Origin of the sequence: Pseudolysinimonas sp., assembly GCF_049651805.1 — a bacterium.
Taxonomy (GTDB): domain Bacteria; phylum Actinomycetota; class Actinomycetes; order Actinomycetales; family Microbacteriaceae; genus Pseudolysinimonas_A.
Genome location: NZ_JBASCU010000031.1, coordinates 55,597 through 67,652, shown reverse-complemented (window position 1 = coordinate 67,652; position 12,056 = coordinate 55,597). Strand labels below are relative to the sequence as shown.

Here is a 12,056-nt window from a genome sequence, read left to right as displayed (position 1 = left end):
AGCCTCACTCATCCCGGAGGATCGCCCGGATCTTCTCCAACCGCGCGGAGACGTCCCGCTCGTACCCGAACGCGCTCGGGTCGTAATACGTCGTGCCCACGAGCTCGTCCGGCAAGTACTGCTGCGGGGCGACACCGAACTCGGCGTCGTGTGCGTACTGATAGCCCTTGCCGTGGCCGAGACGCTTCGCCCCCGGGTAGTGGGCGTCGCGGAGGTGATTCGGCACGCGGCCGATCCGTCCTGCACGCACGTCGGCGATCGCGGCATCCAGCGCCTTGTACGACGCGTTCGACTTGGGTGCTGTCGCCAGATACACGACCGCCTCGGCGAGCAGGATGCGACCCTCCGGCATGCCGATGAGCGCGACGCCCTCGGCGGCCGCGACCGCGATCGGAAGCGCCTGCGGGTCGGCCATGCCGATGTCTTCGGCGGCGAGGATCATCACGCGCCGGGCGATGAACCGCGGATCCTCCCCCGCCTCGATCATGCGGGCGAGGTAGTGCAGCGAGGCGTCGACGTCGGAGCCCCGCACCGACTTGATGAACGCCGAGATGACGTCGTAGTGCTCGTCGCCCTGACGGTCATACCGCAGGAGGGCACGATCGACCGTCGCCGCGACCAGCTCCGCCGAGATCGACGGGATATCGTCATCCTCTGCGTCGGCGAGCACCGCCGTCGCGGCTGCCTCGAGGGCCGTGAGCGCACGTCGCGCATCCCCGGACGCGAGCCGCACGATCGCGGCGCGCGCCTCATCCTCGAGCTTCACGCTGTCGGCGAGCCCGCGGGCATCGGTGACCGCCCTGTCGATCAGCAGCGCGAGGTCGTCGTCGCCGAGCGGCTGGAGGGTAAGCAGCAGCGAGCGCGAGAGCAACGGCGCGATCACCGAGAACGACGGATTCTCGGTCGTCGCGGCGACGAGGATGACCCAGCCGTTCTCGACGCCGGGCAGCAGCGCGTCTTGCTGAGCCTTCGAGAAGCGATGGATCTCGTCGAGGAAGAGCACCGTCGAGACGCCATAGAGGTCGCGGTCGGCGCGCGCCTTCTCCATCACCTCCCGCACGTCTTTCACCCCGGCCGAAACGGCCGACAGTTCGGTGAACCGGCGGCCCGAGGAGTGCGCGATCGCCTGCGCGAGCGTCGTCTTCCCCGTGCCGGGCGGACCCCAGAGGATGAGCGACACGGCGCCCGACTCCCCCGTCGTATCGTTCGCGAGGTTGACCAGCGGCGAGCCCGGCTTGAGCAGGTGCGACTGGCCGGTCACCTCGTCGAGGGTGCGCGGCCGCATCCGAACCGCGAGCGGCGCAGCACCCGCGCGGAGTCCGGGCTGAGTCACCCGGCCAGCGTATCCGCCACGTCTGGCACGCGCGCCGAGCGGGGGTTTGCGCCCGCGCTAGAGTTCTCCACGGCAACGAAAGGGTTCTGAACGCGTGGCATCGGTCAACAAGCAGCAGCGGGAGGCCGCGGCGCGGCTCAAGCGGTACGAGGCGCGACAGCAACTCAACGCCACCCAGAACAAGCGCCGGGTGCGCGACAACGTCATCGCCGTCGTCGGCGTCGTGGCTGTCGCCGCCCTTGCCGGCTTCGCCCAGTTCTTCTATTTCGAGTCGGGCCCGGGCGCCCCGACCCCGACGCCCACCGAAACCGCTGTCGCCGGCGAGAACGTGGGCGCGCCCGACGCCGACCTCTCCGAGGACCGCGTGTGGACGGGCGAGTTCACCTTCAACGACACAACGACCGTCGGCATCCAACTCGACGGCACCCTCGCCCCGCAAGCGGTTGCCGGCTTCGTGAATGACTTCGGCACCGGCTACTACCCGGGCAAGGTCTGCCATCGCCTCGCGGCCGACCTGTCCTTCCTCCAGTGCGGCTCGATCGATGGCACCGGCAGCCCCGACCCGGGGTTCTCGTACGGACCGATCGAGAACGCCCCCGCGGATGACCTCTACCCAGCCGGCTCGATCGCTATGGCGCGCGGAGCCGACCCATACAGCAACGGTCACCAGTTCTTCATCGTGCTCAGCGACACGACCCTCGACGGGTCGACCGGCGGCTACACGATCGTCGGCACGGTGACGTCGGGCCTCGACGCGCTGGCCACGCTGGTCGCGGGCGGCGTCGACCCGGCCACGGTCGGCCAGGACGGTAGCGGCTTCCCTCTGCAACCGGTGACGATCACGGGCTTCACCATCGAGTAGCGCCGCCGGGCCGAGACCGGCGTCCGGGCAGTGCAATAGGCTGGCTCGGGTCCGGGGGAGGCACTCGGGACTTTCGGGCAGGCCCAGCGGCTCTGGGAAAACAGCGAGGAAGCGTAAGTGGCGAACGAACAGGCACCGTGGGGTCGCGTCGGCGACGACGGCACCGTGTACGTGCGTGAAGGCGACGGCGAACGCGCTGTCGGTTCCTACCCCGACGCGACGCCCGAAGAGGCTCTCGCCTACTTCGAGCGCAAGTTCGTCGAGCTGCAGGGCCAGGTGTCGCTGGTCGAACAGCGCGTGCGAGGCGGCGCCCCGGCTGCCGATGTCGCCAAGACGATCGCCTCGCTCACCGAGGCCATCGCGACCGCGAACGCCGTCGGCGACCTGGCGTCGCTCACCGACCGACTCGACAAGCTCACGGGCAGCGTTGGCGAGCTCACCGAGAAACAGCAGGCCGAGGCACGCGCCGCGGTGGATGCCGCCATCGCCGAACGCGAAGCACTCGTCGCCGAGGTGGAGGCGCTCGCCGCGCAGGACCCCGCGAAGGCGCAGTGGAAACAGGTTTCGACGAAGCTCGACGAGCTGTTCGCCGCGTGGCAGGCCGCCCAGAAGGACGGGCCGCGACTGCCGAAGTCGGTCGGCGACGAGTTCTGGAAGCGCTTCCGTGCGGCACGCACGACGATCGAGACCCACCGCAAGGCGTTCTTCGCCGAGCTGGACAGTACGCACAAGGAAGCCCGCACCCGCAAGCAGGAACTCGCCGAACGCGCCGAGGCACTCGTCAGCAAAGGCACCGCGGCGATCCCCGACTATCGGCGCCTGCTCGACGAGTGGAAGCTTGCGGGCCGGGCGGGCAAGAAGGTCGACGACGCCCTGTGGGCCCGCTTCAAGGCCGCCGGTGACGCCCTCTACGCCGCGAAGGCCGAAGTCGACGCGCGAGAGAACGAAGAGTTCGCCGGCAACCTCGAGCAGAAGCTCGCACTGCTCGACGAGGCCGAGAAGTTGCTGACCGAGACCGACCGCGAGGTCGCGAAGAAGACGCTGCTCGGCATCCAGCGCCGGTGGGATGCCATCGGCAAGGTTCCGCGGGACTCCCTGCGCACCGTCGAAGACCGGCTGCGCAAGGTCGAGGCGGCCGTCAAGAAGCTGGATGACGACCACTGGAACAAGACCGACCCCGAGAAGGTCGCGCGCTCCACCGGTCTCGCCGCCCAGCTCACCGGCGCCATTGAGAAGCTGGAGCGCGAACTCGACGCCGCGAAGGCGAGCGGCGATCCGCGCAAGATCAAGGATGCCGAAGAGGCGCTCGCCGCCCGCCGCATCTGGCTCGACGCGCTCGGCTGAGATTTCCAGAGCGCTGTTCTCCACAGCCTCGCCTGTCCACCGAATGACACCGAATGGCATCCTGCCGTCGGCGGTGATGCCAGCCTGACGGAATGCGCCTCTCGCCCGTTCTCGTGGATGCCGACCTCAGCCCTGCCGAACTGCAGGCGGCCCGACTCGACGGCGAGGTGTACGACCTCGCCGGTTCCTACTGCCTCTTGGGTGAGCTGGAGACTCCGCGCCACCGCGCGAGGGCGGTGCTCGCCGGGCGGTCGCCGCGGCTGATCGCCGAGCTCGGCACCGCGGCCTGGATCTGGGGCGCGGTCGACACCCTCGGCGGGCTCGAGTTCGCCGTCACGCCCGACGCCCGCGCCCGTCTCGGCCCCGCCCACCACGCGACAGTGCGCGAGATCGTCTACGAACCCGGCGACGTGACCGCACTCGACGGCTGCCAGGTCACGACTCCGCTGCGCACGGTCATCGAGTTCGCGCGCAGCGAGGAGCCGTTCGACCCGACGGTCGCGTACCGGCTGGCGGCCATCGGCGGCTTCAGCCCCCACGATTGCCTGGCGTCGTTAGAGAGCCGAGTCGGCATCCCGTCGAAGGCGCGAGGCGTCGAGAATCTGCGCCGCCTGCTTACGCCGTAGACACGCGGTATACGTCGTACACGGCGTCGATGCGGCGCACGGCGTTGAGCAGGCGGTCGAGGTGCACGGTGTCGCCCATCTCGAACACGTACCGGCTGATCGCGAGACGGTCGCTCGAGGTCGAGACGTTCGCCGAGAGGATGTTGACGTGATGCTCCGAGAGCACGCGGGTGATGTCGGAAAGCAGTCCAGAACGGTCGAGCGCCTCCACCTGGATCTGCACCAGGAAGACACTCGACGAGGTCGGCGCCCACTCGACGTCGATCATGCGCTCGGGGTCTTCACGCAGCGAGGTGACGTTGAGGCAGTCGTCGCGGTGCACCGAGACGCCCGATCCGCGCGTCACGAATCCGACGATCGGGTCACCGGGCACCGGCGTGCAGCACTTGGCGAGCTTGACCAGGATGTCGGGGGCGCCGCGGACGAGAACTCCCGAGTCGCTCGGGCGCAACTGCCGCGCACGGCCCTTCGGGGTGAACGGGATCTCGGCCTCGTCGGCCTCCGCCTCGGACTGCAGTGAGGCGACGACCTTCTCGAGCACCGACTGGGTCGAGACGTGGCCTTCGCCGACGGCCGCATACAGCGCCTCGACGCCGTCATAGCGCATCGCGGCGGCGACCTCGGCGAAGACGTCGGTGCTCATCAGCTTCTGCAGCGGTAGGTTCTGTTTGCGCATCGCGCGGGCGATGGAGTCCTTGCCCTGCTCGATGGCCTCCTCTCGGCGCTCCTTCGTGAACCAGCCGCGGATCTTGTTGCGTGCCCGGGGGCTCTTGACGAAGTTGAGCCAGTCCTGGCTCGGGCCGGCATCCGGGTTCTTCGACGTGAACACCTCGACCACGTCACCGCTCGACAGCACGCTCTCGAGCGGCACGAGGCGGCCGTTGACCTTCGACCCCATCGTGCGGTGCCCGACCTCGGTATGCACGGCGTAGGCGAAGTCGACAGGGGTGGCCCCGGCCGGCAGACCGATGACCTTGCCCTGCGGGGTGAAGACGTAGACCTCTTTGGCCCCGATCTCGAAACGCAGATTGTCGAGGAACTCCCCCGCGTCTTCGGTTTCGGCCTGCCAGTCGCTGATGTGCGCGAGCCACGCCATCTCGGTGTCGTTCGGGCCGCGATCCGATTCGCCGCGACCGGAGTTGACCCGCTCCTTGTACTTCCAGTGCGCCGCGACGCCGAACTCGGCGCGCTGGTGCATGTCGTGGGTGCGGATCTGCAGCTCCACCGCGCGGCCCTTGGGCCCGATCACGGTCGTGTGCAGCGACTGGTACAGGTTGAACTTCGGCGTTGCGATGTAGTCCTTGAAGCGCCCCGGGATGGGGTTCCAGCGGGCGTGGATCGCGCCGAGCACGGCGTAGCAGTCGCGGATGTTGTTCACCAGGATGCGGATGCCGACCAGGTCGTAGATCTCGCTGAACTCGCGGCCGCGCTGCACCATCTTCTGGTAGATCGAGTAGTACTGCTTCGGCCGACCGACCACCTGACCCTTGATCTTGCCGGCCTTCAGGTCTTCGTTCACCGAGTCGATGACGGCTTGCACGAACTCTTCGCGCTGCGGCGTGCGGTCACGCACCAAGCTCTCGATCTCGACGTAGAGCTTCGGGTGAAGCACCGCGAACGACAGGTCTTCGAGTTCCCACTTGATGGTCTGGATGCCGAGACGGTGCGCCAGTGGCGCGTAGATCTCGAGGGTCTCCTGCGCCTTGCGCCTCGCCGACTCTTCGGCCACGAAGCCCCAGGTGCGGGCATTGTGCAGCCGGTCGGCGAGCTTGATGACGAGCACACGGATGTCTTTGCTCATCGCGACGACCATCTTGCGCACCGTCTCGGCCTGAGCGCTGTCGCCGTATTTCAGCTTGTCGAGTTTGGTGACGCCGTCGACGAGCATCGCGATCTCGTCGCCGAAGTCGGCACGCACGAGGTCGAGCGTGTAGTCGGTGTCTTCGACCGTGTCGTGCAACAGGGCGGCCGCGATCGTCTTCGCCCCGATTCCGAGGTCGGCAAGAATCTGCGCGACCGCGACGGGGTGGGTGATGTAGGGTTCGCCGCTCTTGCGTTTCTGCCCGGTGTGCGCCTTCTCGGCGGCCGCGTACGCGCGCTCGATGAGGGCGACGTCCGCCTTCGGGTGGTGCGTTCGCACCGTCTTCAGCAGACGGTCGACCGCACCGGTCGGCTGGGCTCGGGAGAAGATTCTGGGCAGCAGCGTTCTCAGGGTTGCCGTGTTCGGCGCCTGAGTGTCGGACATGCGCTGAGTCTAAGTTTCGATACGCGAGTCCGCTTGCGCGGACGCGCTACTCAACCCGCGGGATGTCACGCCGAAACGGAAGACTTCTCGCGGAGTTCGAGGGTGCGCTTGTCGCGGCGGGCGATCTCGGGCTCGTTGGCTCGGAACGCCGCGTAGAGCGGAGCGGCGATGAATGGCGTCGTGTAGGCGCCGATCACGGTACCGACGAGCAGCGCGAGCGAGATGTCGCGCAGCGTGTCGGCCCCGAGGATTCCCACACCGATCACGAGGATCGCCGCGACGGGCAGAGACGCGACGACGGCGGTGTTGATCGAGCGCACGAGGGTCTGGTTCGCCGCGAGGTTCACCGTCTCGCCGAAGGTGCGGGTGGAGTCGTCGCCCATCTCCGACGTGTTCTCGCGGATCTTGTCGAACACCACGACGGTGTCGTAGAGCGAGAAGCCGAGGATCGTGAGGAAGCCGATGACGGCCGCCGGGCTGATCTCGAAACCGGTCGCGGCGTAGACACCGATCGTGATGACGAGCACGTGAGCGAGACCGAGGATGGCAGCGATCGACATCTTCCAGGTGCGGAAGTAGACCGCCATGATGATGAGCGCTAGACCGACGAAGACCCCGAGTCCGAGAAGGGCTTGACGGGTGATGTCGGCACCCCAGGTGGGGCCGACGAGCGAGAATCCGACGTCGGCTGATCCGTAGGCTGCGCCGAGTACCTCCGCGACCTCGAGGCCTTCCGCCTCGGTCATCGCTTCGGTCTGAACACGGAGCCCGTCCTCGCCGACCTGCGTGACGCTCACCTGCTCGACCTCGACGACCTCAGCTATGGCCTCTGCTGCGAGGTCGGGGTTGGTGGTGTCGACGCCGCTCACCTGGAACTGCGAACCGCCGCGGAATTCGATTCCGAAGTTGAAGCCTTCGGCGGGGTTGCCACCGCCCCGAATGAACGGAACCGCGATGGCGAGCGCCATCAACACGACGGCGATGCTGAGCCAGACCTTGCGTTTGCCGACGAACGGCACCGACGTCTCGCCGGTGTACAGGTTGTTTCCGAAGCGCGTTAGCGCGTTGCCGGCGTTCTTGTCACGCTGAGCCATTACTTCTGTCCCTCCTGGGCGGCCTTGCGTTCCGCGATCGTCTGACGACGTTCCGCCTCTCGCGACGCACCGGCACGGCGGGCTTCCTTCGAAATCCGGAACTCAGCGCGTCCGCGGTAGACAGCGCCGAGAGCCTTCGGGTCGAGCCCGCTGAGCGGATGCCCCGACGAGAAGAAGCTGGTCTGTGCCAGCAGTTGCAGCATCGGGTGTGTGAAGAGCACGACGACGAGAACGTCGATGAGCACCGTGATGCCCAGAGTGAACGCGAAGCCCTTCACGTTGCCAACGGCGAAGATGTACAGCACGACCGCCGAGAGCAGGTTGACACCCTTCGCGGCGAAGATGGTGCGCAACGCGCGCTTCCAGCCCGCCTCGACGGCACCGATCACTCCTCGACCGTCGCGCAGCTCGTCGCGCACGCGTTCGAAGTACACGATGAACGAGTCGACCGTCATACCGATGGCGATGATCAAACCGGCGACGCCGGCAAGCGAGAGCCGGTAGTTGTAGTGCTGGGCGAGGATCGTCATTACCAGATAGGTGAGTCCACCGGCGACCAGCAGCGACACGATTGTCACCGATGCCAACGCCCGGTACTGGAAGAGCGAGTAGACCACGACCAGGATGAGGCCGATGAGCCCGGCCAGAAGGCCAGCCTGGAGCTGAGCCTCGCCGAGGGTCGGGGCGATCGTCTCGCGGCTTTGCAGCTCGAACGACAGCGGCAACGCACCGAACTTCAACTGATCCGCGAGCGCCGACGCTGACTCCGGCGTGAACCCGCCCGTGATTTCAGGCTGGCCGTTCGTGATCGCGGCGATCGTGCTGGGGGCGATGATGACGCGGCCGTCAAGCACGGTCGCGAACTGGTTGCGCACCCCGGTGAGAGAAACCAGACGCGTGGTGATCGCCGCAAAGGCTTCGGTGCCCTGGGCATCGAACTCGGGGCGCACCGCCCACTCGCTCGTGGCGACGCCGTTCGCCCCCAGCCGCGGTCCCGCGGTCGCGTCGACGACATTGGATCCATCGACCTCGACCGGACCGAGAAGGTACTTGATCGAACCGTCGGCTTCACAGGTGACAAGCGGCACGTCGGGGTCGGCGACATTCGTCGTCGCGGTGTCGAGGGTGGCGCAATCGAAGGAGTTGAACTCCTCCTGCAGCTCCGGCGTGACCCAGTTGAGGTCGCTGCCATCGGTCGGCTCGACGGTGGGAGTGGCTGCGGGGTCGGGCGTGGCGGTTGCCGTCGGATCGGGTGTCGGAGCGACAACGACGTTCGACGCCGCGTCGGCCAGCAACACCGCGCGGAACTCAAGCTTCGCCGACGCCTGGATGCGGTCGAGCGTCGCCTGGTCGGGTGTGCCGGGAATCGCGACGACGATGTTGTTGCCGAGCGTCGAGATCTCGGCCTCGGCGACACCGGTGGCATCGACGCGCTGCCGGATGATCGCGACCGCCTGCTCGAGCTCTTCGGCGCTGACATCCGTCGCTTCATCGATCAGCGGCGCCAGGATCATCTGCGTGCCGCCGGAGAGGTCGAGCGCGAGCTTGAGCTCCGGCTTCCAGGTACCCCAGATGGAGTTGCCGGCGACGACCGCCGCGAGAACCGCGATGATCGCCCCCAGCCAGGCGAGCGAACGGCCGGCCTTGCGGACGGGGCTCGACGACTTCGTGGCCACGCGCCTCTTCTTTCTTGATAAGTCAGGCAGACGCGCTCACGCGCGCCCAATGAGACCCGGCTTACGCCGAGTCAGCACCCCAGGGTAACGACTACTCGGTCGGCTTCTTGCGCGGGCGCGGCTTCGGTTGCTCGTCGCGCTCACCGAACTCCGGCTCCGCGATCGGCTCGACGCTGCTCTCGTTGAGCAGGGCGCGCGGCTCGTCGGCCGCATCATCGGCAACGGGCACGATGTCTTCGACGACCTTCGCGATGGTCTGGCTGTGCACGCGCAGCTTGGTGCCGGGCGTGGTCTCGATGATCGCCTCGTTCTTCTCCTCGTCGACCGAGAGGAGGGTGCCGAAGATGCCTTGGCTGGTCATCACCTCGGCGCCGGGCACGATCTTCTCGCGCATGGTCTCGGCGTCACGCTTGCGGCGCCGCGAGCTGACGAACATGAACACGATGAGCACCGCCGCAATGGCGATGAGAGCAAGGGACAGCGGGTCTTCGAACACGAGAGGCCTTCCGGGGATTGAGGGAAAACGCGCAGAGCCTACGTAGACGGCTTGGGCGAACCCCCTGAATCATATGTCATCGTCGAAGAGCGCCCCTCGATCGGGCCGACGGATGCCGAGGTGGTCCCAAGCCCGCCGCGTGGCGACTCGGCCGCGCGGGGTTCGACTGAGCATCCCAACGCGCACCAGGAACGGCTCCACGACCGACTCGATCGTGTCGGCCTCTTCACCCACGCTCACGGCGAGGGTGCTCAGGCCCACCGGTCCGCCCTCGAACCGCGAGACGATCGCCTCGAGCACCGCCCGGTCGAGGCGGTCGAGTCCGATCGGGTCGACGTCATACAACTCGAGTGCGCCGTTGACAGCGGCCATGCCCGCCCCCCCGCCACGCACGAGCGCGAAGTCGCGCACCCGGCGCAGCAGCCGGTTGGCGATGCGCGGGGTGCCGCGACTGCGACTCGCGATCTCGCGGCGCGCGTCGGGCGGGATCTCGAGGTCGAGCAGGTGCGCAGCCCGCGCGAGCACCTGGTCGAGCTCGTCGTCGTCGTAGAACTCGAGGTTGGCGGTGAACCCGAACCGGTCCCGCAAAGGGTTGGGCAACAGCCCCGACCGAGTGGTCGCCCCCACGAGGGTGAACGGCGCGAGATCGAGCGGGATGCTCGTCGCGCCCGCGCCTTTGCCGACCATGATGTCGATGCGGAAGTCTTCCATCGCCAGGTACAGCATCTCTTCGGCGCTGCGGGCCATGCGATGGATCTCGTCGATGAACAGCACTTCGCCGGGCACGAGGCTCGACAGCAGCGCAGCGAGGTCGCCGGCGTGCTGGATGGCGGGGCCGCTCGACATCCGCAGCGGTCGGCCCGACTCGTGCGCGACGATGATGGCGAGGGTTGTCTTGCCGAGCCCGGGCGGGCCGGCCAAGAGGATGTGGTCGGGGGTGCGATTCTGCATCGCGGCCGCGTCGAGCAGCAGCTGCAACTGCCCGCGCACCTTCGCCTGCCCGACGAACTCGGCGAGACTCCGCGGCCGCAGCGCTCCCTCGAACGCGAGTTCCGCCTCCGACTCGGGTGCCGGGCGCACGAGTCCGATGTCGACCGCGTCGTCGGTCACGACCGCACCTGCTGTGGCCCCAGTCGCGCGAGCGCGAGACGCAGGAGAGCCGGCACGGGCAATGCGCCGTCGCCAGTCGCGGCGTCGATGACCTCGTCGACCGCCTGAATGGCGACCCGCTCGTTCCAGCCGAGTCCCACGAGCGCGGCGACAACGTTCTGCGCCGTCGAAGACGGCTGTGCAGCAGCAGGAGCGACTCCGACCGGAGCGAAGATCTTGCCGGCGAGCGAGACGACGATGAGCTTCGCCGTCTTCGGCCCGATTCCCGACACCTTGCGGAAGGGAGCGTCGTCTTCCGCGGCGACCGCGGAGGCAATCTGGTCGGGGGTCAGCGTGGCGAGCACGCCGAGAGCCGACTTCGGCCCTACGCCGGAGACGCCGCGCAGCAGGTCGAACATCTCCAACTCCGGCAGCGTCGCGAACCCGAAGAGGCTCATGTCGTCTTCGCGCACGATGAGGGCGGTGTGCAGCCGGGTCTCGTTGCCCACCCGGAGGGTGAGCGCGTGCTGCGGGGTGACCTGCACCGAGTACCCGAGCCCGCCGACATCCACGTGCACGTGCGAGGTCGTGACGCTCAGCACCGTGCCACGCACCGACGAGATCACGACGCCACCCTACGTTTGCCCGCCGACTTCTCGGCCTCCCGCCACGCAACCTGTGCCGCTGTGAGCCCTTCCTTCGGTGGTCGAGTAGCGGCCGAAGGCCGCGTGTCGAGACCCACGCCCGGCATACCCCGCCACCCATGACAGATCGCCAGCGCCAAAGCATCCGCAGCATCCGCCGGCTTCGGCACTTCGTCGAGGGCCAGAATGCGCATCACCATGTTGCCCACCTGCGCCTTCGCGGCCGACCCGTATCCGGTGATCGCCGCCTTCACCTCGCTCGGCGTGTGCAACCCGACCGGCAGCCCGTGCTCGGCCGCCACCGCGAGGGCGATGCCGCTCGCCTGCGCGGTACCCATGACGGTGCGCAGATTGTGTTGCGCGAAGACGCGCTCGACGGCGACTGCACCAGGGGTGAACTCGGCGATGAGAGCTGAGATCCCGCGCGACACGGCCAACAGCCGGGTTTCGAGCGGGTCGCCGGCCGGAGTACGGATGACGCCGGCATGGATGAAGCGCACCCGACGCCCGGCGCCGAGTTCGACGACGCCGACACCGCACCGGGTGAGGCCGGGGTCGATTCCGAGGATGCGCACTCGGCCAGGCTAATCGAACGAATGTACGAATGGTTTCGACACGCCGCCTGCGGCGGCTACTCAACCGACGAG

Annotated in this window: 11 protein-coding genes; 3 read left to right on the top strand and 8 right to left on the bottom strand. The window is 67.9% G+C overall.

The genetic code is table 11. The annotated features are described in order from the left end of the window. Window positions 1–4 precede the first annotated feature (4 nt). Entirely contained in the window at window positions 5–1,285 is a 1,281-nt protein-coding gene (locus tag WBL06_RS08455; protein ID WP_424455591.1) for a replication-associated recombination protein A, read from the bottom strand. Between the two features lie 142 nt (window positions 1,286–1,427). On the opposite strand from WBL06_RS08455, the gene WBL06_RS08450 reads away from it, so the two are divergent. The 3 genes from WBL06_RS08450 to WBL06_RS08440 all read left to right on the top strand — a co-directional run bounded on the left by WBL06_RS08450 (window position 1,428) and on the right by WBL06_RS08440 (window position 4,165). After that, on the top strand, window positions 1,428–2,195 hold the full coding sequence (locus tag WBL06_RS08450) for a peptidylprolyl isomerase (RefSeq protein WP_424455549.1): 768 nt from the start codon (window positions 1,428–1,430) through the stop codon (window positions 2,193–2,195). Between the two features lie 117 nt (window positions 2,196–2,312). Continuing rightward, entirely contained in the window at window positions 2,313–3,539 is a 1,227-nt protein-coding gene (locus WBL06_RS08445; protein ID WP_424455548.1) for a DUF349 domain-containing protein, read from the top strand. A gap of 92 nt (window positions 3,540–3,631) precedes the next feature. Next, entirely contained in the window at window positions 3,632–4,165 is a 534-nt protein-coding gene (locus WBL06_RS08440) for a hypothetical protein (RefSeq protein WP_424455547.1), read from the top strand. Here WBL06_RS08440 and WBL06_RS08435 read toward each other — a convergent pair. The 7 genes from WBL06_RS08435 to ruvC all read right to left on the bottom strand — a co-directional run bounded on the left by WBL06_RS08435 (window position 4,155) and on the right by ruvC (window position 11,984). Then, on the bottom strand, window positions 4,155–6,410 hold the full coding sequence (locus WBL06_RS08435; protein WP_424455546.1) for a RelA/SpoT family protein: 2,256 nt from the start codon (window positions 6,408–6,410) through the stop codon (window positions 4,155–4,157). The two genes, WBL06_RS08440 and WBL06_RS08435, sit on opposite strands and share 11 nt — an antisense overlap. A 65-nt stretch (window positions 6,411–6,475) precedes the next feature. After that, window positions 6,476–7,504 carry a protein translocase subunit SecF gene (gene secF, locus WBL06_RS08430; protein ID WP_424455545.1) on the bottom strand — a complete coding sequence of 343 codons (1,029 nt, stop codon included), beginning with the start codon at window positions 7,502–7,504 and terminating at the stop codon, window positions 6,476–6,478. Beyond that, complete coding sequence (gene secD, locus WBL06_RS08425) at window positions 7,504–9,180, bottom strand: protein translocase subunit SecD (protein WP_424455544.1); 1,677 nt, start codon at window positions 9,178–9,180, stop codon at window positions 7,504–7,506. Before secD ends, secF begins: the two co-directional genes overlap by 1 nt. A gap of 91 nt (window positions 9,181–9,271) precedes the next feature. Further along, window positions 9,272–9,676, bottom strand: coding sequence for a preprotein translocase subunit YajC (locus tag WBL06_RS08420; RefSeq protein ID WP_424455543.1), 405 nt, complete (start codon window positions 9,674–9,676; stop codon window positions 9,272–9,274). A 69-nt stretch (window positions 9,677–9,745) separates the two neighbouring features. Beyond that, window positions 9,746–10,786: a Holliday junction branch migration DNA helicase RuvB gene (gene ruvB, locus WBL06_RS08415; protein WP_424455542.1), complete on the bottom strand. Its 1,041-nt coding sequence runs from the start codon at window positions 10,784–10,786 to the stop codon at window positions 9,746–9,748. Then, window positions 10,783–11,391, bottom strand: a complete 609-nt coding sequence (gene ruvA, locus WBL06_RS08410; RefSeq protein WP_424455541.1) for a Holliday junction branch migration protein RuvA — start codon at window positions 11,389–11,391, stop codon at window positions 10,783–10,785. Before ruvA ends, ruvB begins: the two co-directional genes overlap by 4 nt. Then, the gene (gene ruvC / locus WBL06_RS08405) at window positions 11,388–11,984 is read right to left on the bottom strand and encodes a crossover junction endodeoxyribonuclease RuvC (RefSeq protein ID WP_424455540.1); all 597 of its coding nucleotides are present in this window, start codon (window positions 11,982–11,984) and stop codon (window positions 11,388–11,390) included. The genes ruvA and ruvC overlap by 4 nt, the downstream gene beginning before the upstream one ends. Between the last annotated feature and the right edge of the window lie 72 nt (window positions 11,985–12,056).